This is a genomic window from Ferruginibacter yonginensis, assembly GCF_042651465.1.
Taxonomy (GTDB): Bacteria; Bacteroidota; Bacteroidia; order Chitinophagales; family Chitinophagaceae; genus Ferruginibacter; species Ferruginibacter yonginensis.
In genome coordinates, this window is the sequence record NZ_JBHSCZ010000002.1 from 158199 (window position 1) to 184195 (window position 25997).

Sequence of the window (25997 nt, forward strand, 5' to 3'; positions counted from 1 at the left end):
TGGCCTTAACATACCGTATACCATTTTGGAAAACTGCTCCATTTGTGAGATTATTACCGCCGTTAATATTGGCTGTAATTACTGCATGGTATTTAAATATTAATCTTCAAAATATTATCATCGCTGTATTATGTTGTGGTTTGGGCTTAACGCTCTTACGTAGTTTGCCTATTGGTAAAAGGTATCATTATCAATGGGTACAAGGTGTTTTTATATATGTATTGATAGGGTGTTTGGGTATGTTTATTACATGGCAAAACAATAGCAGCCATCAAAGCAATTGGTATGGTAAGTTTTATAACGATAGCATGCAAATGGTAGTTTCAATAAATGAACCACTCATTGAAAAAGAACGTTCATTTAAAGTTAGTGCAACAGTTGAAAGTTTGTTTAATAATGATACACTAAAAAAAGTAAATGGAACCCTTCTACTTTACTTCGCCAAAAATAAAACAGCTGCAACATTACAATATGGCGATAAAATTTTAATAAAAGGCAACCTACAATCTATACAAAACAATGGTAACCCTGGTGCTTTTAATTATAGTCGTTACATGGCTTTTCAACAAACTTATCATCAAGTATATTTAAAAGAAGCCGATTTTATAGTGCTACATCAACAAAAAACAAACATTGTATATGATTTCATTTATTGGGCTAGAAGTAAAGTCGTTAAAACTTTACAGAAATATATTGTGGGTGATAAAAAAGTAGTAGGTATTACAGAAGCTTTGCTTATTGGCTATAAAGAAGATTTAGATAAAGATACGGTACAGGCTTACAGTAATACAGGAGTAGTACATATTATAGCCATTTCAGGTATGCATTTAGGACTTATATACGTGGTACTGGTATGGCTATTTTCGAAACTGCCCTATATAAAAAATTCACCTATTACAAGGGTAATTTTAATTTTAGGATGTTTGTGGTTGTTTAGTTTAATAACCGGAGCCGCTGCATCAGTTTTAAGAAGCGCTGTTATGTTTACGTTTATAGTAATAGGAAAAAACTTTTTTAAACAAGCCTCCATCTACAATACATTGGCAGCCTCTGCTTTTGTTTTACTATGCTACAACCCTTACCTGCTGTGGGATGTAGGTTTTCAACTCAGTTACTTTGCCGTAATTGGTATTGTGTGGTTACAAAAACCCATCACCAACATTTGGTACATAAAAAATAAATTCTTGCGATCTATTTGGGAAATGTGTGCCATTACTATTGCTGCACAAATAATTGCCTTTCCTATATGTATTTTTTATTTTCACCAATTTCCAACGTTGTTTTTACTAGCTAATTTAATTTGCGTACCACTATCTACCGTTATTTTATTTGCAGAAATTTTATTACTGATAGTGAGTGCTATAAAACCTTTAGCAAGTGCCATAGGACAAACCATTTATGTACTAACATGGCTTATGAACACCTGTATTACCTATTGCAACAATATACCATTTGCGGTAATAGATGCTATTTTTGCCAATGTACTAAGTACTATTTTGCTGTATGTTTTTGTTGTTAGTGGTTGTGCATATTTGTTATACAAAAACAAAGTATTAAAATATACCACTTCAGTTGCTTTGTTACTATTTTTAGTTTGTTGGGGCTACCATAAATGGCAACTATTACAACAACAAAAAATTGTTATTTATAATGTAAGCAAACACACGGCTATTGATTTTATTGAAGGTAATAAGTATCAATTTTATGGTGATGATACGCTGCGTATTGATGGCGCATTACAAAACTTTAATTTAAAACCATCGAGAATATTATATCAAATTAATGTTGCACCCAACGGATTACCAGCTGTACAACAGCAACATAATTTCTTTGAATTTAATAATAAAAAAATATGGATAATTGATAGTGCAATTACTTGCAAACCCTTGGCCAACCCCATTGAGGTAGATGTATTACTCGTAACAAAAAACCCAAATATTAATTTAGAAAATATATTAATCGCTGTAAAGCCCCACTGTATTGTGTTTGACGGTGCTAACAGCCTGTGGAAAATTGAACAATGGAAAAAGCAATGTGATGACCTACATTTGCGCTGCCATATCACTCCAAAAATGGGAGCGTATATTTTAAATGTGCCATAACGCAACGTTTACCAAAAGCACTTTTTTACCGCTGCATTATTATTGATTTGATAGGTAACATCGATCTTTAAAAAATTTCACTTTTACAAAATAGTTGCATGCAAAAAAAAATTGAATCTGCGTTAATTTCTGTTTTTTATAAAGATGGTTTAGAAAATATTATTCGCCTCCTCTGTGAACAAGGAGTTACTATTTACAGCACCGGAGGTACACAAACATTTATTGAGCAATTGGGTGTGGCTTGTGTTCCCGTTGAATCACTCACCAGCTACCCATCTATTTTAGGAGGAAGGGTAAAAACCTTACACCCAAAAGTATTTGGCGGCATTTTAGGCAAACGCAACGATGCTACACATGTGGCTGAAATGACTGAACACCAAATACCTACTATTGATTTGGTGATTGTTGATTTATACCCTTTTGAGGAAACTGTAGCCAACACCACTGACGAAAATTTAATCATCGAAAAAATTGATATTGGCGGCCCATCAATGATAAGAGCAGCCGCTAAAAATTTCAGTGATGTAGTGGTGATAGCTGCTAAAAAAGATTACAGCATTTTAGAAGATATTTTGAAAACGCAACAAGGTGCCACTAGTTTAGAACAACGTAAAACCTTTGCTATTAAAGCTTTTGACGTATGTGCACATTACGACAATGCCATATCTGCTTACTTTAATGCATTACCTTTTACAACGCCATTTAATAAAGAAAAACGGGCTTTACGTTACGGCGAAAACCCACATCAATCAGCTGGGTTTTATGGCAACATCAACGAATTTTTTACACAATTACATGGTAAAGAACTATCGTACAACAATTTGGTTGATGTTGATGCAGCATTACAACTTATAAGTGAATTTAAAGATACCGCTACACCAGTATTTGCAATTATTAAACATACCAATGTTTGTGGTGCTGCTATGAGGCCAACGGTTGAAAGTGCATGGGAAGCGGCTTTAGCTGGCGACCCTGAAAGTGCTTTTGGTGGTGTATTAGCTAGTAATACTGCTATAAATGCTGCAACCGCTAACGCCATCAATGAAATATTTTTTGAAGTGTTGATAGCACCTTCTTTTGATGCTGATGCGTTACAAATATTACAACAGAAAAAAAACAGGATATTATTGGCTATACAAACGTACCCAGCACAAAACATCCAATCAAAATCATTATTAAATGGTGTGTTGGTACAAAATGTTGATGATAGTAACTACAGTACGTGGAATGAAGTAGGTGGCAGAAGCTGTACGGAAGATGAAAAAACGGCTTTATCATTCGCTAATATTATTTGCAAGCACCTTAAAAGTAATGCCATAGCGTTGGTTAAAAACAATCAACTCATTGGTAAGGGTTGCGGACAAACCAGTCGCATTGATGCCTTACGCAACGCTATTGAAAAAGCCAAACAATTTGGCGCTGATACAGCTGGGGCTGTTTTAGCCAGCGATGCGTTTTTTCCTTTTGATGATTGTGTACGCATTGCCCATGCAGCAGGCATTGAGGTTTTTATTCAACCAGGTGGCTCTGTTAGAGATAATGACAGTATTGCTTATTGCAAAAGCAATAATTTGGCAATGGTGTTAACGGGTACTAGACATTTTAAACATTAATTTTTGCAACCAACAACAAATAAAGCACCTGGTTATGTTGCCCTTTGTATTACAAGTATTGTATGGGGCTCTACATGGGTAGTAAGCAAAATAGGCGTAGCCGAAATACCTGCTTTACAAATGGCTTACATTCGTCAATTTATGGCAGGTAGCATTTTTGTACTGTTCTTTTTACTTTACAAAAAAATACCCTTACCCACTACTAAACAATTTAGGTGGTTATTTATAATGGCCATTATAATGTTTACTTCGGCCAATGGTTTAAGCACTTGGGGTATTCAATATATACCTGCAGGTATGGGTTCATTAATAGGTGCTTTATACCCATTGAGTGTGGTTATTTTTGAAAAAATGTTTTTTAAAAGTGCTCCGCTAACCCCCATTACTTTTGCAGGTTTATTTTTAGGTATTGCTGGTATAGCCATTGTTTTTTACGAAAACGCTTTTCACCACACTGGCAGTAATTATGTATTTGGTATTATTTTATCAGTCATAGCCATGCTTTCGTGGAGTTTGGGTACTATTTTTATTGCTCGTAATAAAGTTGATATTAACCCTTACTACGGTGTAGGTTGGCAAATGCTTATTAGCAGTGTTATATTATTTGTAATAATGGAAACCACACAAAAAACTGTTGCATTTACTGCAATAAGTGCAAAAGTGTGGTGGGTAATTGCTTACTTAGTTTTATTAGGTTCAGTAATGGCTTTTATAGCATTTATTTTTTCAATGAAAAAGTTACCAGCAGCTATTGCCTCATTGTATGCATACATCAACCCTTTTGTAGCAATGATTACGGCTTATTTTGTACTACATGAAAAATTAAGTATCCATATTTTATGGGGCTCTATTGTAACAATAGTTGGTGTATACCTCGTAAATTATTCTATTAAGCGGAGTAAAAAAATTATGGTAGAAGGTGAGATATAAATCGCAAATAAAATTCTTGCCAACCTTTAAAAGCAGGATTTGTTCCTAAAAAATTATTGTGAAAAATGCAAATAAACTGGGCATCTAAACGTTTGCATTCAAAATAATAATGCAGCATATTGTTGTACATATCACTTGCATCCATATGGTGCTCATAATAAGCATTCGCATCCATAAAACTAAATGGATGTACCCTTAACGTAGTTGTTTGGTTACGTTCTAAATCAAACCAATAAAACGATGATGCCACTGATGCCCTAAAACCATTGGTTGTTCCATAACCCATACTAAAATCATCCGTAATACCAGCGGCTGTTAGGTTGCGGTAGCTTTCAGGTAAATTGAATTTAATATAATGCTGTCGAGATATCGTTACTTCTTTCCCAATAATTTGTTCAAGGGTTAATTTTTCTTCCTTTACAACATCTAACTTATTGTAGCTACGCCATGATGGGTGTAACCCAATTTCATATTTTTGTTGATGCTGTTGTATCAGCTGCTGCATGTGCTTGTTAGCAGGTAAAATATTTTTATCATATACACTATTTTGTTGTGCTACTAAAAAAAAGTAAATAGGGTTTAGCTCATAATTATCATGTACTTTATCTAACCAATCGTACGCATCTGCAGGATCTTTTTTGCCCAAAAACAAAGTTTTAATTCTTGCCCATTCTGGTTTTTTTAAGAAGCCACCAACATTTCTGATAAAACCCTTGTTTTTATAATCCCATGCAATATCAATATCATACGTTGGTACAAATTTGAATACCTGCCGAGGGTAATCAATACTGTAATCAATGTTTCTAAATAACAATTTAAAATCAAGTGCCCAAACATTGAGTACTGGTGAATCTAAAAAATTTTGTTGATAAGCAATCGCAGCTGTGTGTGGAAACCTACCATACAAATCTTTAGTATGGGGTAAATACTCTTCGTAACGAGTAATTAAATAAAATGATGCGGCAAAAATATCAAATTGGTGGTTTTCACCATCTGTAGGAAAAATAATAGCAGACTCTCTAGTGCCTTTACCATTAAGGGTTTGCGGCTTTATATCATGCTCAAATAACAGCCCATGAGGTTTTATATGGTAGCTTCCTTGTATGGGTGTGTCACTATAATTAACTTTATAACCTTGGTAATTTTTAAAAGTTGCTACATCAGTTGTTATTTCACAAGGCATACCTATCAACTCTTCAAAAAAGTAATGAATAATGTAGGTGACTCTATTTGTAATTTGTGGCGAATAAATTAAAAACATGTTACGGATTTGTACGAATAAGGTTCGTAAACTTACAATTTATTTTGCTCTTTCCACAACTCATTAAACGTTTTTTTGCTGAAGTTAAGGGTGGAGCGGTGTTTCGTCCAACCTTTAAATATACCATTCACTACTTTATTTTTCAATGGCCCATTACCCATATTCATCATACCTCTGTGCAAGCTGGCAAATTTCCAAAGTTTCCATGCTGCTTTTTCACCAAAACTAGCCAACCCTTCTTCTGCAGCTTCTTTTCTGTTATCTAACAACAGTTCGTGTAAATTAATTTTTACGGCACATACTTCGGTACAATTACCACACAATGATGAGGCATGACTTAAATGCTTAAAATCATCCATACCCTGTAAATTAGGTGTGATGATGCTTCCGATAGGGCCACTGTAGGTTGCTCCGTACGTGTGCCCACCAATATTTTTGTAAACCGGACAAGCATTTAAACATGCACCGCAACGTATACAGTATAAACTTTCACGTTGTTTAGGGTTTTGTAAAATGTTGGTACGCCCATTATCTAACAAAATAACATACATATCTTCTGGCCCATCTAACTCATTCGCTTGCCTAGGCCCAGCGATGATACTGTTGTATACTGTAATTTTTTGTCCGGTACCAAATGTGCTTAACAAAGGCCAAAACAGCCCCAAATCTGTTAACGAGGGAATTACTTTTTCAATACCCACCACTACAATATGTGTTTTAGGAAAGGCGCAACTTAAACGACCATTACCTTCATTTTCAGTAACGGCTACAGCGCCAATATCACTTATAATAAAGTTGGCACCGGTAACACCTACCTCTGCTTGTACATATTTTTCTCTAAGTATTTCTCTTGCTTTAATAGTAAGTTGCTCTGGCGTATAATCAAGTGGTGTGCCTAATTTTTCATGAAACAACTGGGCTACATCTTCTTTGCTTTTATGCATAGCAGGTGTAACAATATGGTAAGGGGCTTCACCATCTAATTGTTGAATGTATTCACCTAAATCAGTTTCAATACTTTCAATACCATGTTTTTGAAGATGGTCATTCAGGTGAATTTCTTCAGTAACCATACTTTTACTCTTCACCAAGGTTTTGCAATTTTTAGCTTCGCAAATGCTGATGATTTCTTTCATGGCATCGGCAGCAGTTTCGGCCCAAATTACTTTTCCGCCACGTTTGGTGAAATTAAGTTCAAATTGTTCTAATTGTTGATCAAGCGTTTCAATAGCTCTCCACTTGGTGTTTTTGGCTCTTTCTCTTGCTAAATGCACATCATCAAACTGCATTTTACCTTGCGGTACAACGGCATTATACCTACCAATATTAAAATTAATGGTACGCCTGTGTTTTAAATCAGCTGCTTTTACTTCACTTTCCTCTAAAAAAGTTTCTGCTATGTTTGACATATTATTTCTTTTTATCGCTACACTTCACTATTGATGCGCTTTGTAATACCTTTTGAAAGTATAAAGTTACGGCAGTTTTTGTAAAATGCCTTGTTGGTAGCTACCAATTTTGTAGCTTGTAACCGTAGGCACTTCATCTGTACCCTTACCAGAAGTGTTTTTGGCATTGAGGTTTATGCTTAAAAACGAAACAAACATGGTATCATTTTCAACCCTATAAGTATCAACAATAGTATTATTTTGTACTGTAAAAGCACCAGTGTAGGTATTACCCAATACATAGCCATCAAGCACAATACCATCTTTTTCATCAACCACCCAATGACCTTTTGCAGTATCAATAGGTTTTAATAAATAGGGTCGGTTATCTTTAGCATCATCGCCATATATAATTTGCCAAGTATACACACCAGCGGTATCAGTAGGCTTTATGTGCAACTGCATGGTAAAAGTTTGAGTAGGCTTACCGGCTACCAACCATTGTAATGAACCTTTCCATTTACCAACAAATGATTGCGGAAAAGTATGGGTACTTTGAGCAAATGCTGCTGCAGTAATAAATGTAATTATTAAAATGGCTATAATTTTTTTCATTGCACAAATATAACGTTCCAAAAAGGCATAAAAAAAGCCCTTTCTTTTTACAGAAAAGGCTTTACAGATTGTTTGTTAAGGGTATTATAACTTGCTAAATAATTGCACTTTACCATTCATATCGGCAGAAGCAGTTAACAATAATTTTCCTTTTTTACCACCTTCGTACATATACAACTTATCACCTTCATCCATTTTAATAGTAGTGGTTACGTTTTTAGATAAACGATAAGTACCACCACTGCCAGCATTTAAAACAGTAACCTCATCGCCACTGTCGTTTTTAATTTTAATGTCAATTTTACCAAAAGGTTGTACCATTTCTGTTGGGGTAACTGGCACCATTGCGTTGGCTACAAATGAGGTAGCAGCCGCTACACATGCAAAAGCAAAAAATAATTTTTTCATTGTTTGTTAAGTTTTGTAAGGTAAAACTACATTGTACACCAACCCATTATTTCAAAGTTTCATCAACCCAATAAAGCAATTTATAAAATGCTTAATCGCATTTACGAAAACGAAAAACATGTAAATACCACCCTGTCGATCATCTTTACAAAATAAAAAACGGAGTTAATAAACTGATATACATCCTTTAAAAAAGCAACAAAGAGTTTATACATTGAAATAGCAGTTTTGTAAAAAACAAACTGCAATGAAATACCTTATTTACGCCCTACTCCTATTGAGTACAAGCAACAACACTTTTGCACAAACAAAATTAATAGATGCGTTTAAAGCCATAAATGGCAAGCCTTTGAAAGGAACGTTACTCGACAAAAATGAGGTAAAATTTTTATTGAGTTACGATGAAAACTCAAAAAGAATTTATGCAAAAACAACTGGAGCAACTTACAGCAATTTAAATGAACCCATTTATTTTATTAATGATTATGTAGCCACTTTAGGCTGGGTTAATTATGAAGAAGAAAATGGCATTATTACCTACAATACTAAAGTTGTGGTAGCAGATGGTAATAAAATTATTATTGGTAGGCCCATAAATGTAAAAAGTAAAAGCAGCCAAACACCTTATGATATTGAATGGAATGGCGCTATTAGTGTTGATAATATTTATGCCGAAGAAAAAATTGAACAAGCTGATAAAAACAAAATAGCAGCAGCATGCAAACCACAAGTGGAAACTGCATTACAACATATTGTAAACACAACAAAAAAAGAACTAGATGCTTTAGCAACGAACACCAATTTGGTTTTAGCTGGCAAATTAAGAAAAGCAGCCAGTAGCGTTTCAAGCTACTATACTTCATTAAAGCCAAGTGCCGCAATGATTACCTCCTTAAACCAACAAGGCGATATGGCTTACGCTCAAAAAAAGGCTGCATGGGAAAAAAGTTTTGATGAAAAAATTGCCTCTGGCGAATTCAAATCATTAGCAGCATTTGCAAAATTACTTACAAAACCTGGAGCAGCTTACGAGTATGTAACTGTTAAAGTAGTATATAATAGTAATACAGAAAAAACATCGTACACATTTGGCGATAAAGTACTTACACCATTAAAAGAAGCTAACGTTACTTACAAACCCGAAGGCAGTAACAATGTTGTGGGGCTTGAATTAATACCTGTAAACGATAATCATCCAACCTTGCCAACAGGCGAAGTAACACTGCACTTTAAAGGCAAACTAGAAGATAATGATCCTGTAAAAAATGGCTATTTACTTAACAAAGAAGATTATGAAACTGAAGAAGGTATTTTTTACAAAGGTTATTACATCATCAAACAACAAGGCGATTTTATTGAAGACTCTAAAAGAGTAGAAAGCTATTACAATTTTTTTGCATTAAGGCCTGTAGGTGCAGCTCCATTAACGATTGATAAAACGGAATACGATAAAATATACAGTCAATATCGCACAAAAGAAAAGTTAATAAAGGGCGAAAAAGTAAACTTCTAAAATATTATTTATGAAAAAAATAGTTTGTATTGTATTAACGATTTGCTGTTGCCATAGCAGCATGGCTGGCAGTAGAGACAGTATTAAGGTAGGTGTATTTATTACCAACCTATATGATTTTAATATTGCAGGTAAAAGTTTTAAAGCTGATTTTTGGATTTGGTATTTACACAAAAACGATTCTTTAAAAACCCTTGGCACTTGCGAATTACCGCAAAGTAAAAGCAGTAGTTTTTCTTATGATTATTTTAGAAAAAGAACTAATGCTAGTGATGAAAATTTCAGTAATCAAAAATGTAAAGCTGAAATTATTAAAGATTGGAACGTAACCAACTTCCCTTTTGATAAACAATCATTACAAATAAAAATTGAAAGTTCGCTTGAACAGAGCGATATAACATTACTGCCAGACTCATTAAACAGCAGTATTGATAGCAGCCTCTTTATGGAAGATTGGCAAGTGAAAAAATTTAAACTTACCAATGGCACCACTGTTTATAATACCAACTATGGCGACCCAAACATAAAAATGGCCGCCAGCAAATACAGTTATATAAATGCAACTGTTGATTTGAGTAGAAAAAGTCCGTACATGATTTTTTTTAAACTGCTCACCGTTTTGTTTGCATCGTTCATCATCATTTGCAGCGCCTTTTTTTTAGAGCCAGATAATACCACTCGTTTTGGCGTTGCCACAGGCAGCCTATTTGCAGCGGTTAGTAATAAAAACTTTGCAGCAAGTGTAGCTCCGAGTAGCAATGGCAATACGTTAATGGATACCATACACAACTTTACTTTTTTATGTTTTATACTCGTAATTGGTATGGCGCTATACACCTATTGGCTAGCAAAAAATGAACAAAAAGAAAGGGCTAAAAAAATAGGTCAAGTATTCATTTTTAGTCTACTTATTATTTACACACTCATTATAGGGTTTATGGTATACAAGGCAAAAACAGTTTCTTAAAATAACCATCATGAAAAAAATATTATCCATAAGTTTTTGTATGTTTTTGGTTTATGCAACATGTGCACAAACCAACTTAGTAAACAGTTTTGATGCCTTTAAAAGCCAAAAACTTTACAAGTTAGATTTTATGGGTTTAACCAATGATGTTAGTATTGACTACAGCAAATCAAACCAACCCAATAGTACCAATACAATTGATTTCAGGTGCTTCAAACCAACTAACCCTGGCAATGAAGTAAGTTGCAATGGGCTTTTAATTGATGCAACCACTGCATTTGAAAGCGATGTAAATTTTAGGTACGAAACTGAAAATGGTGTAGACGTATCGTACTTGCAAAATGCCAACAACAAAGTTTGTATGGTATATAAAAACAATATTGTATTTGCAAGCCTACCAACAGTCAAGGTTAATCAAAATAATGAAATAATTGCATTTAAAGACAACCTTATGCCGCCTGTTATTATAACCACAATAGCTCCAACTGGCGACGTGAAAACTGTAGCAAAAAATATGCTGCCTGAGTTAAAACCAATTTTAGAAGCTATTGCAAAAAAGGTTTATCCGTTAGCTATTAAAGCAAGAGCTGATTTATTTGCAGCAAGTGAAAAAAAATACAGCAACGGTATCAATAAAAAAATAAATGAGGCAACCAATAATGCAATCGCAAAATGGGGTTTCCAAAATAATGCTTTGGCAACCGAAGCAAAAAAGCAAGTAACCGATGCGGCACAAAGTGAACAAAACTTTATTGATCGGTTTAACAACAATATTGAAAATAATATTTATGGCGATTTTAGAACCATCATTACTGAGTTTTATGATGAAGATGAAACTTATGAATTTGTACGTATTAAACGATGGAAAAGCGATAGGGGTGCATTTGCTGATACCTACACAACAGAAGTGGTAACCACTGCCAAGCCTATAATAACAAAAGTATATGTAGATGATGATGCCAGTAAACAATGTATTGGCTTACAAATTAAAGAAGAGGGAAGTGCAAACGATATTACCGGAGGCACCATAGTGAAAAGTTTAAAAAAGAAAACCAACTTCATTTTACATGATGATGATGAAAACGAAAATCCAAAGGGTGGCCATTTTATGATTGCATTCATTTACAAAAATTGTATTTATATAAGGTTTAAAGATGGTTACGATGATCTTAAAGAAATGACGCAAGCTTATAGCTGGTACATCATCAAACCCAAAAAAATGGCAAAGCTGCCGTACAATATTTCAATGTTTGATTTGAACGGCATTTTAAGTGATTACGGCAAAAGAGATCAACAATTAAATAAATAACCAAATGAAAAAAATCATAGCATTTACTTGGCTAATTGCCCTATGTAATATTACCCATGCACAAGCCAAAATTGTACAATACTTTAAAAAGTTACCAGCTGAACAACAACATGGTTATAAAATAAATTTTAAAAATAACCAATACAATGTGGTTGCTGATAACCAATGCAGCATTACAGTTGATGAAAAAAACGGCTATTTAAAAATTATTGATGATGGTACTGGCGGTGGCACATTTGTACTGGAGTTAGCCATTTTTAAAAAAGAAAATAAAACCGACATACTAGCCGTAAATACATACGCTTACAGTGGCGATGGTAAAGAAGGTGGTAGCATTGCGTTTTTTGATGTTGCACAAAATATGACAGATGTAAGCATGAGTGTATGGCCCGACTTTGGTTACATTGAAGACTTACTTACCAATGGCGTTACTAAAAAAGATATTGAACCATACGCTAGTACTGAATATACCTATGCTCAATTGCCCCAACAAGGCACCACTATTTTATTCAACATTGGTTTTAAAAGTTTAGATGCTGCTTGTAGTGAGGGCAATAAAAAAGCTTGTACGCTTCAAAAAAAATTACAACCAGTAAAATTATTATGGGATAAAAAAATAGCAACATTCAACCTTTCAAATTAACATCATGAAAAAAATATTATACGGTATTTGTTTGTTAGTAATGCAACAAGCCGTTGCACAAAAATCAACCAATATAAAATGGCATCGTTTAGTTGTTGGTGGCAAAAATAGCTACTTCACCAAAACACATGTTATAACTGATACGGTTATGATAGAAGATCAGTTTGGCACTGGTGACATTTGGGATAATAGCCCAATGGAAATTAAAGTGGCCAATATAGTTACCAATAGCAATGAAGAAAGAATCATCACAAAATATGGCGATTCGTTATACGCTGTCATCATCTTTAAAAACATTACAGATAGTGCTGCTAATGTATGTTATTACAGTAACACATTTGCAACTATTACTGCTGCACAGCAATATAAACCAGATGAAAATAGTTTTTTTAAATGGTATACTACCATAGGTTACGAAGCCGAAATGGCTAAGCCTGTTATGCCTACCATGACAAAAAACGATGTGATAGATTTTGCTAAATACTATGCCGGCATTGTAAAACAAATTAAAGAAAATATTAAAAACACGACCGGCGATGAAAAAACAAAAGCTGGTCTTGCTATGGCTATGATTCTAAATGCGGTACCCACAAAATACGCATCAATAAAGGGTTACAATAGTTATAAAAGTTTAGCAGTTATTGAAAAAGGTCTAAAAACCTTTGGGAAAGATAAAGAAGTAATAAAATATTTTGAAACCAATAAATCAAAAAAGTAATATGAAAACAATTATAATAAGTGTATTCGTTTTTATGGCATCTATTTGCATGGCGCAGCAACAATACAATGTAGGTACTGAAACGGTTTATGTTCCAGGTCCAATTGTAAGTACCATAAAGCTTGTTGATTATGCAAACAAACAAATAGGATCACGTTACACCCACATTTTATTTGATAGTAAAAAAGTGGTATTCAGTTTTGTAAGTACTGAAGGTGAATATCCACACATCATCGTCATGCAAGTGATTACAAAAGATGCCGTTAAAAATTTAGTGCCTGATGTTGAAGTTAAAAAGTCAACTGAAAATAGTGATGAAAAAACAAATCCAGCGGCTTATTGGGAAGTATCAGTAGGGTTTAGAAAACCCGATGGTGATGTTGTTGAAGCAGGCAGTACCACATACTATAAAAATGATGACGGCACTGCTATTATAAATAAATACTTAGGCACATCATACTTAGTGCCCTTCTCTACAAAAAAGGCAGCTGATGCATTTGCTGCTCAAATAAAATCATTTATAAAAGAATAAAACATGAAGATAATATACAGTATTTTAATAGGGGTACTTTTAAATACAAGTAGCATGGCCCAAAATAATGCTTTAGGTGTTGATGATGCTTTTATGGATCTACTTATTCAAATGGGACCAGAAATAAGAGCACCCAAAAATATTGGTAGTTACCCCATGTTACAAAATTTAGAGCTACCTATTGAAAATAAGCTAGCATATCAATTTCTGTGGCAAAAAAATAAATATGTAAAAGAAGAAGAAGCCAATTGCAATAACATTGGTTTTATGCTCAATAAAAATACCAATGTAGCTACGCTGTTTTTTTATAAAGGCAAAGCAGATAATCTTTTCTATTTTATTGATGTACAAACCTATAATTACAAAACAGGTAAGTTAATTGATGAACTGTTGCAAGTGGGTGGCTTCAGTAAAAATGGAGCAGACTGCAACATGCAAATAAATTCATTCAACGAAATAATTATTAAAACGTTAGCCGCTGGCGAAATGAACACCGTAACCTTACAAATTTCTGATAAAGGAAAAATCAAAAAAAGCTAAAACCATGAAACAAATAATGCAGTTATTATGTACAACCATTGTACTTAGTATTACACAACTCACAACCAATGCACAAACAATTACTTATGCAAAAGATAAAGCTGATTTACATGAGTATTTAAAAATTACAAACATCAATAACAAAAAAATTAACTACGAAATATATACCGAAAGTGGCGGATGCAGTGCCTTTAAAAGAAAAGGTACCGCAAATTATGTAGGAAATGAAACAGAAATTGATAGTGATGACAATGCTTTTGAAGTTAAACAATTTGTTGACAAAACAAAAGGCTGTTATGTTATGATACGCATGGGCGATGAAAAAGGCTATACCAATTTAGCCAAGTTTAAAGTAGCCGATTGTGGTACTGCGGCAACATGTAAAAGCGAATCAGACCTACTCAAAAAACAATAGCCCATCACATACCAATAACATTAACATGAAAAAGTTTCTAATTATAATCATACTAGCATTTGTAACAACTAATTTGTTGGCTCAAACTAATAAACCTTTAAAAGCCACAACCGCTACAACCAACGATTTAAGTTTTTTAAAAAAGCTGGAAGGTAAATACCCTGCAGGTTTATTAGAGCATCCTAAACTAAAAAGTAGGCTAAAAAAAATGATGGTTTTGCATTATGATTTTGTGAATAACGAAGTTTGGCAAACATTAATACCTAACCGTGTAGAAGGCGATTATTTTATTGCAGAAGGTATGCAGCTACACAGTGGAGGCGACCCAAGCGCCTGTATAATAGTCAACTTAAAAACCAATGAAATTTTTGTTGGTGTGAGAGATCAAATTGAATACTTGTATGCTGAAAAAAGTATTGAAATGCCAGCTATACTAAAAAAATGGGCTGTAAAAACATATCCTCCAACACCATAATTATTTTGCATGAAAATCATTTTTTTAGTGCTAGTAATTACAACAACTACTATTACAACTGCATTTGCACAACCATTACTTATCAAGTATTTTCATAAATTACCAACAAGTGATCGGCAAGGGTTTTCAATTGTAAAAAAAGGAAGTACTTATTCGGCTTATTCAAGCACAGGCACTTGTAGGCTACAACTAATGGAAACAAACGGATATTTAGAAATAGTAGATAGCGGCACTGGAGGCGGCACACTCCATTATCAATTGGCATTGTTTAAAAATAATAAAGGTTATACAATCGCAGTAAATTATTATACACAAGGCGATGTAAATGAAAATGGCACAATACATTTTTATGATGGCAATAACATGAACAATATTACTAGCAAAGTTGTACCATCAATAACAGCTTTGGTTCAAAAAACACAAGCTAACATTACGGCAAACGAAATGGCCGAATTTACTGGAGACAAGCCCTATTACTATTTTACTTTACCAATAAAAGGCACTACTGTAATATTTAACTATGGCACAAATTTGTTAGATATTGAGTGTAACACTGGTAATCAAAAAGCATGTACAATAAAAAAACAATTACAACCTGCACTCTTAAATTGGCATTACAATACATCAACCTTAACATTATAAAATGAAAATTTTTTTTACAACAATTGTAATATTAGCTTTCAACAATATGGTAACAGCGCAGGCCATAAAAAACTATAAAGTTGCCAATCAAGCCAACATTGCAGAACGTACACTAATGCTCGATTTATTAAGATCATCTTTAAAAAAAGACTATCAACAAGATGTTGTTTTTTCAGTAAATGTTTTCAACGTATCAAACAAATATGCATGGTTAAAAGCAACTGCTGCTAGAAAAGATGGTCAACCAATAAAATTCAAAGCTGATGATGCTGATTTTATGGATTGCTGTCATGTTGAAGCTTTATTTATTAAAAAATCAACTGGCTGGGCAATTGCTGAGTCAGGTAGTTTTAGTACCGATGTTTGGTATGATGGCATCTGGAAAAAATACAATGCGCCAGTTGCCATTTGGGGTAGCGACTATCACAATTAATACTACTTCTAACCCACTTTATAGTGTTTAAAAAAATCAACTTTAAAATAATGCTTTCTAATAAAACTTATATAATCTCTTTACTTGCAATGGCAAGTGTACATTTTTCAAAAGCACAAACCTTTGAGCTAGAAGAAAAAAAGGCTGTGCAACAAAATGGCTTTGAATATGGATATTATATTACAAACGAACAAAATAAGGTTGTGAAGGGTGATGATTATACCCGGTATGAAGTAACCATTTACATTACCAATCATACAGGCTGTACAAAATTGTATCGTAATAATTTTAAAACAATGATTACTGATAATGTTGGAAACAAGTTAGCCTTATTTAATTGTACAAATGCCACTGGTAAGCGTTTAACTGTAAAAAATGCCAATATTGAAGCCAGAGAATTTATTGTGGCAACAAAAGTTACAATCAACAATAAAGAAGAAACTAAAAATGCCAAAGTCGGTTACATTTTTAGAAACGGCGAAACTTTACAACGTAATATCATCTTTATTGTTCCAAAAAACGAAACGCCTAAAATTATATGTAGCATCAATACTCCTGAAGAAATGTAAATTTCAATTATAAAGAAAGCCCGATACATTTATTTTGTATCGGGCTTTTAAATAGAAGTTCATTATTATTGTTTGGTAAGTAACATTCCAAATTTTGATTTTTCAGTAATCATTATAGCTACCACCATTGTTCCATCAACTTTCATTTTCATTAAACAGTGGAGTGTATTGCCACTCATATACAAGGTGAGCTTGTTGGCAACAATAGTGAATGTTCCCTTATCGGTTGATGATTTACCATCAATATTATTGGTAATGGTAAAGCTACCATCAGTTTTAAATTCCCATGCAGCATTGTCAAATATATTTTTATACAATTGTTCAACTTCTTGCTTTTTGGGTTTTAGTTGATCTTCAACAATTTCTGTTTCAGTACCATTGGTTTTCCATTTACCCATAATACCTTTAACATTTTGAGCATGGGCCGCCTTTTCTTCTGGCGTACCTTCTCTAGCATCTTGTGCAAATACATTTGAATTTTGTAAAAAACTAATAACAAGTATTAATATAAAATAACGTAACATAAAATATAGTTTTGGTTATTATAAAAGCCCGCTAATAGGGCTCTTATCAATTGTTAATGTGTTTAATTATTGTTTAATGATTTGTGTAGTGCCTTCCATTTCAGCAGTAACGGTTAAAATTAAATCGCCTTTACTGCCTTTCACTTTATAGTATACTTGAGCGCCAGGTTCTACATTAATAGTAATTGTTTGATTTTGGTTGATGGTAGCACCTGATAAATTTCTTGAGCCAGCAGTTTCTTGATAAAAAATTTCAATTTTATCTTTCCCTTTGTTCTGTAACTTAACTTTTACTTTACTACCTAATTTATGAGTAATACTTACGGAAGATGAAAAGGGGAAACTACTAGCTATTGCTGAAGTTAAAGTTAGCATTACTGCACAAGTAGCAATGAATAGCATTTTCATATTAATTTATTTAAGCGATTAAAATTTAATGGTTGTTCTTAATTTGTTGTATCAATTTTTCTAAAGCTGGCATTTCCGCTACACTTGCTTCAATGGTAAACTCATCGGTTTTTGATTCATTACCGAAATCGTCATAATGGCTTCCTTTTTCATAAAATGTAAAACACTCAACATCATCTTTACATTTAAGAGAAACATAAGCATAAAAGCCACCTTCAACCGCAATATTGTCAACCTTTTCAACTTTTAAATTACTGGTATTAACAGCCGTTGCTGGCACTAGGTATTTGTAAATTAAATAGTACTTCATGTCTGGAGTAGATATGTCTGTTTTCACTAAATGAAACACATGCATTTTAGCAGCCTTATCAAAACCATAATAAAAGGTTGATTGTAAAGCAGGCTTATTATTTTTACCCAAAACAACTGTTGCGCCAATTTTTGAACCTAAAAAGGTAACAGTGCTATCATTCCATTTTAAAGAAGTAGTTTGTGCTACAACAGCATTTACAACCAATGCAAACAATAATGTTGCAAGAAATTTAATTTTATTCATATTATTTTTTTATAGATTTTAATAAAGAGTTGGCTGCAGTTTCATCATTAAAAGAAAGACTCGTTATATAAGATGAACTAGTTGAAGGCGTTATTTTTCCATCACTGTCAATAAAATCATACGAGAAAGTTGTTTTGTTTTTACCAGTAATATTTATTTGATAAACATCGGTAGCGCCATACCATTTTTTAACTTCACTAAAAACTAAATCAGGGTGTTTAAAAGGCAGCCTATAGTTATAAACGTAACTTAGTTGACCCGTTTTTTCTTTAAAATGCTCTATGGTGATGTACAGTGTATCGCCATCAACCTTTGCATAAAATTTTTCAAATTCATCGCCCTCTTTTCCGTAAGGATAAAAAAACTTTTTACCTATTTCTTTACCATATACCTTATATGGTTTGCTAACAACTTTATTTACCTTTTGAGCAATTGCTCCCAAAGCAAATATGAGCATGGCCGAGGCTAAAATCAGTGATTTCATAAATAATACTTTTATTGTTTAAACAATAAAATTATTACGGCTAAAAAAGTATTGAAATCGATATTTATAAAAGCATAAATTGAATTTGCAAAAATTAGATACTAGTTTTTTACCTTTTCAAAAAATTAAAACCAACGTAAAAAACAGCCTATATATAATTTGGTAAACTGAACTTGCACTTTTATAAAGCCAAATCATAAATACATGCACAATAAAGTATTTTGCAGTAATTATATTGAACTATTTAACGCAACCAACTACTTAAACTATATACATGAAAACATGCATTATTATTGATGATGAAAATAAAGCAAGACTTTTATTACGAAATATGTTGCATGAAGTAGCCCCAGATATCAGCATTTTAGCTGATTGCGACGATTTGCCAAGCGGTATAAAAGCCATAAAAAAATTAAGGCCAGATATTGTTTTTTTAGATATTGAAATGCCAGGCCACAGCGGCTTAAGTATTCTTGATTTTTTTGAGCCAGATGAAGTACATTTTGATATTGTATTCACTACAGGCTATAGCGAATATGCTATTCAAGCTTTTAAACTATCGGCTATTGATTATTTGTTAAAACCCATCAACCCAGAAATGTTGCAACAAACCATGCAACGCATTGCTAAAAATGATGAAAAAAATAAACTGCATCAGTACAAAGCACTACAAAATAATTTTAATAATGATAATAACGATAAATGTATTGTTGTAAACCTAACAGGCTCCACAAGGTTTATAAAAATAAAAGATATTATTATGTTTGAGGCGGAAGGTTCTTACTGTAAAATATTTATGAAGGGCAATGAAAAACTAACTGTAAGTAAAAATTTAAAATATTTTGAAGAAGCACTTATGGGTATCACTCATTTTTTCAGATGCCATAAATCATACCTAATAAACCTCAAATATGTATTAGAATTTAACCGCAGTGAAGGGGATATTTTTTTAGAAGAAAAATTAACCGCAGTTTTAAGTGCAGATAAAACCGATGTACTTATCGATAAAATGAAACAATTGGCTTAATTTACTAAGTTGTAATTACAATGTCCATCAAATTAAATAAAGCCAAATCAACATTACTTTTAATTATACCGCTTTTTATAGCTTCAATAAGTAGTGCTCAATTACAACCAAGTTTTATTCAGTTTTTAACCGATAAAGGTTTACAATCAAACACCATTTACAACCTACATGTGGCTAAAAATGGTTTGCTTTATATTGCTCACTCAAAAGGGCTTAGTAGTTTTGATGGTAACCATTTTACAAACTACTACAACAAAGAACATCCTTTTACAGAGCTCACCAATATTATGGAGACAGATGATGGCTCCATTTTTTGCAAAGCTTTTAACAATGTACTTTTTAAAAAACAAGGCGACTCAACCCGTTGGTACGCCAATACCATACCCTACAGCTGGGGCTTTAGTATTAGTACCACCTATAAAAATAATTTGTTTGCTATTACCAATGACAGTATTATTGAAATAGATGTTACAACGAATAAACGAAAAAGCATTTGTTTAAAAAATGCTGAACTGTTAAATAAAAATATAGCTATTAGTTTTATTGGCTATAGTACAAATTTTAATTTTTACATTCTTTCCTCAGAAAAAAAATTATACTTATTACCACGAGTGCTCAAAGGTGGTTTTCATTATTCTAATAAAGATTTATTTATTGTAAAAAATAAACAGTTAGATGCTATTTATTATTACAATAACAGCGAATACATACAAATTAAAAATGCACCCGAACCAATTACGGTGAATTATATTTCAACAACCGATAGCACCATTTGGATATGTACCAGCAACGGTATTTATTATCGTAAAAAAAATAATAAAGGAGGCAACTTCACTTACATATTTAGTGGTTATGATGTTACTGATGTTAAACAAACAAAAGAGGGTAGCTATTTTATAAGCACTTTAGGGCAGGGCTTGTTATTTGTTCCCAATTTAAAAGCCAATAGTATTATCAATATTCCCCACAACATCACCGCCATGAGTGGTAATGAAACTGAGTTATTACTAGGCACAAAAGATGGCAGCATTTTGCACTACAACACTTTAACCAATAATATCAATGCGGTTGAAACTTATAAAAGTAAATTTCCAATCAATTTTATTGGTATCAACCAGTATAATCAAAGTCCGTTTTTTTCAAACATTACATCAATCATCAATAAAACAAATCAGCCTTTTATTATTAAAGATTATTGCTATGTTGATAGTAATATTTTATTTGCTACCTCACAAGGTGTTTTTTTATACCAAAGTAAAATTGATGAAAACCATTGGCTCAATAAATATGTTATCACCTATCAACTCAACAATAGCAATATTAAAAAACTATCTTTTTCTAATGAACATACATCAAGCATAAAATACAATCCATTCAACAAAACAATTTATATCAGTAACTACACCGGTATTTTAGAAATGAAAAATGGTTATACCCAAGCCATTAAATTACCTGAACCTGCCTGTGTTTTAAAAGATATTATTGTATGGAATGATGCACTTTTATTAGCAACTAAAGATAAAGGCATACTACAATGGACTGGCCAAAGCTACATACCAGCCTTTACCAATAAACCTACTACGGGTATTTTATATAAATTTTTTAATTATAAAAATGAATTGTGGGTTTTAGGGGAAGATGCAATTTTTTGTTACAACAACAACCAGCTTTATAAGTATGATAAGCAAATGGGTATTAATACTGATAATACACAAAACTTTTTTGTTACTGAAAATAAAGTATACCTCAACAATGGCAATAACATCATTGCATTTTCAAAAAATTTACTAAACACAACCAATGTTGTACCTACTTTTATTTTAAATAAAGTAACTTATGGTAATAACAAAAATTCACTACCCAATAATAGCACTATAGGTTTTGAAAACAACAGCATCAATTTCCAATTTTCATTAATTGCTTATGCCAATGCTACAAATACACATGTTGCATATAGCATAAACGGTAAGGAGTTGGTGCATTTACCAAGCGATAGAAGGGAAATTAATTTAGCTTTTTTAAAAGCTGATAATTACAAAATAGATTTTTTTATAGTAACCAACGGTATTGTTAGTAATACCGTTTCACAAAGTTTTACCTTTAAAATAAATGCGCCTTTTTATAATACATGGTGGTTTATCAGCATCATTAGTTGTATAATAATGGGTATTGTTTATGCCTTGGTAAAACTAAAAATCAAAAAAGAACGATCACAATTGGCTTTAAAAGAATCAAAAATTTTACTTGAAAAAGAGCTTGATAAAACAACACTTTCTGGCATCAAAGCACAAATGAACCCTCATTTTATTTTTAATGCACTCAATACTATACAGAGCTATGTGTACATGAATGACAAAAAAAATGCAGGTATATACATCAGTAAATTCAGCGACCTTACCCGTAGCATTTTAGATATGAGCAATAAAGATGCTATTACCATAAGTGAAGAAATAAATGCCCTCTCACTATACTTATCGCTTGAAAAAATGCGATTTGAAGATTCGTTTGAATATGAAATATTGGTAGATGATACGTTAGAGGTTGATAAAATTACGATACCTGCTATGCTAATTCAACCTTATGTTGAAAACGCCGTTAAACATGGGTTATTACACCGCAAAACCAATAGGCAATTACAAATACGTTTTCAATTAGAAGGTGAACAGGTAAAAATTTTGGTTGATGATAATGGTATCGGCCGCAAGCGTAGCGCCGAATTGAAAGAGCTCAATAAAAAGTTACACCAATCATTTTCAATGAACGCCAACAAAAAAAGGCTTGATATTTTACAACAACACTTTAAAGAAGTAAACTTACAAATCGTTGATAAATATGATAACGATGGGCAAGCTACTGGCACATTGGTGATCATTAAACTGCCTATCAACACATAAAAAAGCCATCAAACAATTTAATGTTTTGATGGCTTACAAAATATATCTCCAATCTTAATTTTTCAATACACCTAAATTTTTGCCCACTTTTATAAAAGCGGCAATGGCTTTATCTAAATGATGTTGCTCATGCGCTGCACTTAATTGTACCCTAATTCTTGCTTGCCCTTTTGCCACCACTGGGTAAAAGAAGCCAATTACATAAATACCTTCTTGCAACAGAGCAGCAGCAAAGTTTTGAGCCACCACTGCATCGTACAACATAATAGGTACAATAGGGTGTTCGCCTGGTTTAATATCAAAACCAGCAGCAGTCATTTGCTCTCTAAAATATTGCGTATTAAAGGCTAATTTATCTCTTAACGCAGTAGTTTCAGTAAGCATATCTAACACTGCAATAGAAGCCCCCACAATACTTGGTGCTAATGTATTACTAAACAAATACGGACGTGAGCGTTGGCGAAGCATTTCAATAATTTCTTTTTTGCCACTTGTAAAACCACCACTTGCACCACCTAATGCTTTACCTAATGTACCTGTAATAATATCTACCCTACCCATTACATTGCAATGTTCGTGTGTTCCCCTACCTGTTTTACCTAAAAAGCCCGATGAGTGGCATTCATCTATCATTACAATAGCATCGTATTGATCAGCCAAATCGCAAATTTTATCAAGCTGTGCAATAGTACCATCCATACTAAATGAGCCATCTGTAACAATTATCCTGCTGCGTAAATGTGCACTCTCTTTTAACTTGGCTTCTAAATCAGCCATATTATTATGTTCGTAACGGTAACGTTGTGCTTTACATAAACGAACCCCATCAATAATACTAGCATGGTTCAACGCATCACTAATAATGGCATCTTCTTCATTAAACAAAGGTTCAAATACACCACCATTGGCATCAAATGCTGCGGCATATAAAATAGTATCTTCAGTACCTAAAAAGCTGGCTAACTTTTGTTCAAGCTCCTTATGTATATCTTGCGTACCACAAATAAAACGTACACTACTCATACCAAAACCACGGTAATCAATATATTTTTTAGCTGCTTCTAACACTTTGGGGTGAGCCGATAAACCTAAATAGTTATTAGCACAAAAGTTTAAAACAGTTGCGCCATTTACGGTAATTTCGGCACCTTGTTCACTCGTAATAACACGTTCGCTTTTAAACAATCCGGCAGTTTGTATTTCAGCCAGTTCAGCGCCAATGCGGTTGGCAAATGCTTGGTTCATAATTGCGGTTTTTATTGCCTTGCAAAAATACTACTAATGCCCCCACAAAGGCACTCCTACACACAGATATTTCTGCTTTTAATAAGGACTTAAAAAAATATTTAAAAAAAATTGCACCAATTGTAACTTTTTAAAATCAACCTGCGTTATACTTTCAAACAGGGCACATTTGAACTAACTTTACAACGCTTATCTTTTAACACTGCATGACAGAACATCAATATAACGATTGTGTAAAACTATACGCTGACAACGTATATCGTTTTATCCTAAAAAATCTTCGTAATGAAGATGATGCTAGGGATGTAGTGCAAAATGCGTTTGAAAAAATGTGGATCAATAGAGCTCAAGTAGAAAATGATAAATGCAAAAGTTTTTTATTTACCGTGGCTTACAATAGTATGATTGACCATATCAGAAAAAACAAACGCATTCAATTAAAAGATGATTTTAGTGAAACAGCCCTTGGTAACAGCCACATGCAACAAAATACCAAACGTATTTTAAATGAGGCATTAAACCAGCTTACTGAGTTACAGCGTAGTTTGGTAATGTTGAAAGATTATGAAGGTTATAACTATGCTGAAATTGGTGAAATAACCAATTTAAACGAAAGCCAAGTAAAAGTGTATTTGCACAGAGCTAGGTTACAGTTACGCAACTATATTGTAAAACCAGAAAACGTATTATAAAATAAACGCCATGTTCATCAACCGCAATAATTACGAGTCATTTTTTCTGCTGTATGCAGATAATGAATTGCGTGCCAATGAACGCCTAGCTGTTGAGGCTTTTGTAGCAGAAAATGAAGATTTGCGTATAGAGCTCAATATGTTAATGGCAACCATTTTACCAAATGATGCTGTTTATTTTGATGATAAAAATGCCTTATTAAAAACAACCAGCATCAACGAAACATTGCAAGAGCAATTATTATTAAAGTTAGATGATGCGTTGCCAGCAAATGAACATGCTGCACTTGAACAGCTTATACAAAAAGACGTTGCAGTACAACAAGAGTGGGCATTGTTACAACAAACAAAGCTTGATGCTGCTGATGTTATAGAATTTAAAAACAAAGCCGTTTTATACAGGCACGAGCAAGGCAAATTGGTAATTGGTAAATTTTTACGCTATGCTGCAGCAGCTATTTTTATAGGGTTCGGTATTTTTTGGGGTGCTACATGGTTTAATAAACCTGTTGATAATACTGCGGCACCTACAATAGCTACAAGCAATAACAACCAAAAAAGCCAACCAACTATTGTTAATAATACGAACAGTACTGAAAATAATGTAAACAAAACGCAGCCTGCTGTTACTAAACAAAACGACGCTATTGCAGTAAAAAATAACAACAACAGCAGCAGCAATGATAGCAACAACAAAAAGGTTGTTATGCCCAACAATAGTAATGGTGGTTCTTTAAGCAACGAACCCATTATTGCTGTAACACCAAAAACAATTGTACCTGTTGACATCATCCCTAATAAAATTGATGTACCGCAACAAAACATTGCTATAGCAGCGGTAGGCAATAATAAAAAGGTTGATGATAATAATATCGTTCCTTTAGAAACAGCTTATACTTCAACGGCTGTTTTAAATGAAACCGAAAGCAGCGAAAACAAAATCTTATATCTAGATGAAGATGATGTAAAACGCAGCAAAGTAGGCGGCTTTTTTAGAAAAGTAAAACGGTTTGTTGAACGAACTGCAAAGGTAAAAACAGGTAACTCCATCAAAATTGCCAATTTTCAAATAACCGGCAACTAACAATTTATTA

The 25997-nt window shown here is 33.2% G+C and carries 28 protein-coding genes; 19 read left to right on the forward strand and 9 right to left on the reverse strand.

The features are described from left to right. Positions 1–44 precede the first annotated feature (44 nt). The 3 genes from ACFOWM_RS07810 (at position 45) to ACFOWM_RS07820 (ending at position 4645) form a co-directional block, all read left to right on the forward strand. Complete coding sequence (locus ACFOWM_RS07810; protein WP_379708553.1) at positions 45–2102, forward strand: ComEC/Rec2 family competence protein; 2058 nt, start codon at positions 45–47, stop codon at positions 2100–2102. A gap of 98 nt (positions 2103–2200) precedes the next feature. Beyond that, positions 2201–3715, forward strand: coding sequence for a bifunctional phosphoribosylaminoimidazolecarboxamide formyltransferase/IMP cyclohydrolase (purH, locus tag ACFOWM_RS07815; RefSeq protein WP_379708555.1), 1515 nt, complete (start codon positions 2201–2203; stop codon positions 3713–3715). 3 nt (positions 3716–3718) lie between these two features. After that, positions 3719–4645 carry a DMT family transporter gene (locus ACFOWM_RS07820; RefSeq protein WP_379708557.1) on the forward strand — a complete coding sequence of 309 codons (927 nt, stop codon included), beginning with the start codon at positions 3719–3721 and terminating at the stop codon, positions 4643–4645. Here ACFOWM_RS07820 and ACFOWM_RS07825 read toward each other — a convergent pair. The 4 genes from ACFOWM_RS07825 to ACFOWM_RS07840 all read right to left on the reverse strand — a co-directional run bounded on the left by ACFOWM_RS07825 (position 4623) and on the right by ACFOWM_RS07840 (position 8317). Continuing rightward, positions 4623–5906 carry a DUF7033 domain-containing protein gene (locus tag ACFOWM_RS07825; RefSeq protein ID WP_379708559.1) on the reverse strand — a complete coding sequence of 428 codons (1284 nt, stop codon included), beginning with the start codon at positions 5904–5906 and terminating at the stop codon, positions 4623–4625. The two genes, ACFOWM_RS07820 and ACFOWM_RS07825, sit on opposite strands and share 23 nt — an antisense overlap. Positions 5907–5938: 32 nt before the next feature. Beyond that, complete coding sequence (locus ACFOWM_RS07830) at positions 5939–7315, reverse strand: LutB/LldF family L-lactate oxidation iron-sulfur protein (protein ID WP_379708561.1); 1377 nt, start codon at positions 7313–7315, stop codon at positions 5939–5941. A gap of 66 nt (positions 7316–7381) precedes the next feature. Next, positions 7382–7909 carry a hypothetical protein gene (locus tag ACFOWM_RS07835; protein ID WP_379708563.1) on the reverse strand — a complete coding sequence of 176 codons (528 nt, stop codon included), beginning with the start codon at positions 7907–7909 and terminating at the stop codon, positions 7382–7384. A gap of 84 nt (positions 7910–7993) precedes the next feature. Next, on the reverse strand, positions 7994–8317 hold the full coding sequence (locus ACFOWM_RS07840; RefSeq protein WP_379708565.1) for a hypothetical protein: 324 nt from the start codon (positions 8315–8317) through the stop codon (positions 7994–7996). A gap of 247 nt (positions 8318–8564) precedes the next feature. On the opposite strand from ACFOWM_RS07840, the gene ACFOWM_RS07845 reads away from it, so the two are divergent. The 12 genes from ACFOWM_RS07845 to ACFOWM_RS07900 all read left to right on the forward strand — a co-directional run bounded on the left by ACFOWM_RS07845 (position 8565) and on the right by ACFOWM_RS07900 (position 17073). Beyond that, the gene (locus ACFOWM_RS07845; RefSeq protein WP_379708567.1) at positions 8565–9830 is read left to right on the forward strand and encodes a hypothetical protein; all 1266 of its coding nucleotides are present in this window, start codon (positions 8565–8567) and stop codon (positions 9828–9830) included. A gap of 10 nt (positions 9831–9840) precedes the next feature. Beyond that, the gene (locus ACFOWM_RS07850) at positions 9841–10797 is read left to right on the forward strand and encodes a hypothetical protein (protein ID WP_379708569.1); all 957 of its coding nucleotides are present in this window, start codon (positions 9841–9843) and stop codon (positions 10795–10797) included. A 10-nt stretch (positions 10798–10807) separates the two neighbouring features. Then, complete coding sequence (locus ACFOWM_RS07855; protein ID WP_379708571.1) at positions 10808–12106, forward strand: hypothetical protein; 1299 nt, start codon at positions 10808–10810, stop codon at positions 12104–12106. A gap of 4 nt (positions 12107–12110) precedes the next feature. Beyond that, entirely contained in the window at positions 12111–12749 is a 639-nt protein-coding gene (locus ACFOWM_RS07860; RefSeq protein ID WP_379708573.1) for a hypothetical protein, read from the forward strand. 4 nt (positions 12750–12753) lie between these two features. Continuing rightward, a complete protein-coding gene (locus ACFOWM_RS07865) occupies positions 12754–13467 on the forward strand; it encodes a hypothetical protein (protein WP_379708575.1) in 714 nt (237 codons plus the stop codon). A 1-nt stretch (position 13468) separates the two neighbouring features. Next, entirely contained in the window at positions 13469–13999 is a 531-nt protein-coding gene (locus ACFOWM_RS07870; RefSeq protein ID WP_379708577.1) for a hypothetical protein, read from the forward strand. 3 nt (positions 14000–14002) lie between these two features. Then, positions 14003–14539, forward strand: coding sequence for a hypothetical protein (locus ACFOWM_RS07875; RefSeq protein WP_379708579.1), 537 nt, complete (start codon positions 14003–14005; stop codon positions 14537–14539). Between the two features lie 4 nt (positions 14540–14543). Continuing rightward, the gene (locus ACFOWM_RS07880; RefSeq protein WP_379708581.1) at positions 14544–14954 is read left to right on the forward strand and encodes a hypothetical protein; all 411 of its coding nucleotides are present in this window, start codon (positions 14544–14546) and stop codon (positions 14952–14954) included. Between the two features lie 25 nt (positions 14955–14979). Then, positions 14980–15429, forward strand: a complete 450-nt coding sequence (locus tag ACFOWM_RS07885; protein ID WP_379708583.1) for a hypothetical protein — start codon at positions 14980–14982, stop codon at positions 15427–15429. 9 nt (positions 15430–15438) lie between these two features. Next, a complete protein-coding gene (locus tag ACFOWM_RS07890) occupies positions 15439–16071 on the forward strand; it encodes a hypothetical protein (protein ID WP_379708585.1) in 633 nt (210 codons plus the stop codon). A gap of 1 nt (position 16072) precedes the next feature. Next, positions 16073–16504: a hypothetical protein gene (locus ACFOWM_RS07895; RefSeq protein ID WP_379708587.1), complete on the forward strand. Its 432-nt coding sequence runs from the start codon at positions 16073–16075 to the stop codon at positions 16502–16504. Between the two features lie 89 nt (positions 16505–16593). Beyond that, a complete protein-coding gene (locus ACFOWM_RS07900; protein ID WP_379708589.1) occupies positions 16594–17073 on the forward strand; it encodes a hypothetical protein in 480 nt (159 codons plus the stop codon). Between the two features lie 65 nt (positions 17074–17138). On the opposite strand, the gene ACFOWM_RS07905 is transcribed toward ACFOWM_RS07900, so the two are convergent. From ACFOWM_RS07905 to ACFOWM_RS07920, 4 genes are all read right to left on the reverse strand, one after another. Continuing rightward, entirely contained in the window at positions 17139–17597 is a 459-nt protein-coding gene (locus ACFOWM_RS07905) for a lipocalin family protein (protein WP_379708591.1), read from the reverse strand. Between the two features lie 66 nt (positions 17598–17663). Continuing rightward, positions 17664–18005 carry a hypothetical protein gene (locus tag ACFOWM_RS07910; protein WP_379708593.1) on the reverse strand — a complete coding sequence of 114 codons (342 nt, stop codon included), beginning with the start codon at positions 18003–18005 and terminating at the stop codon, positions 17664–17666. A 25-nt stretch (positions 18006–18030) separates the two neighbouring features. Beyond that, complete coding sequence (locus ACFOWM_RS07915) at positions 18031–18561, reverse strand: hypothetical protein (protein WP_379708595.1); 531 nt, start codon at positions 18559–18561, stop codon at positions 18031–18033. 1 nt (position 18562) lies between these two features. Continuing rightward, a complete protein-coding gene (locus ACFOWM_RS07920; protein WP_379708597.1) occupies positions 18563–19045 on the reverse strand; it encodes a hypothetical protein in 483 nt (160 codons plus the stop codon). Positions 19046–19319: 274 nt separating this feature from the next. Here ACFOWM_RS07920 and ACFOWM_RS07925 point away from each other — a divergent pair, with 274 nt between their 5' ends. Then, positions 19320–20072, forward strand: coding sequence for a LytR/AlgR family response regulator transcription factor (locus ACFOWM_RS07925; protein WP_379708599.1), 753 nt, complete (start codon positions 19320–19322; stop codon positions 20070–20072). Positions 20073–20092: 20 nt separating this feature from the next. Continuing rightward, complete coding sequence (locus ACFOWM_RS07930) at positions 20093–22966, forward strand: sensor histidine kinase (RefSeq protein WP_379708601.1); 2874 nt, start codon at positions 20093–20095, stop codon at positions 22964–22966. 54 nt (positions 22967–23020) lie between these two features. Here ACFOWM_RS07930 and kbl read toward each other — a convergent pair whose 3' ends face one another. Then, a complete protein-coding gene (gene kbl, locus ACFOWM_RS07935) occupies positions 23021–24211 on the reverse strand; it encodes a glycine C-acetyltransferase (protein WP_379708603.1) in 1191 nt (396 codons plus the stop codon). Positions 24212–24417: 206 nt separating this feature from the next. Between kbl and ACFOWM_RS07940 the strand changes: the two genes are divergently transcribed. Continuing rightward, positions 24418–24903 carry an RNA polymerase sigma factor gene (locus tag ACFOWM_RS07940; RefSeq protein WP_379708605.1) on the forward strand — a complete coding sequence of 162 codons (486 nt, stop codon included), beginning with the start codon at positions 24418–24420 and terminating at the stop codon, positions 24901–24903. A 10-nt stretch (positions 24904–24913) separates the two neighbouring features. Next, positions 24914–25987 carry a hypothetical protein gene (locus tag ACFOWM_RS07945; RefSeq protein WP_379708607.1) on the forward strand — a complete coding sequence of 358 codons (1074 nt, stop codon included), beginning with the start codon at positions 24914–24916 and terminating at the stop codon, positions 25985–25987. Positions 25988–25997 lie beyond the last annotated feature (10 nt).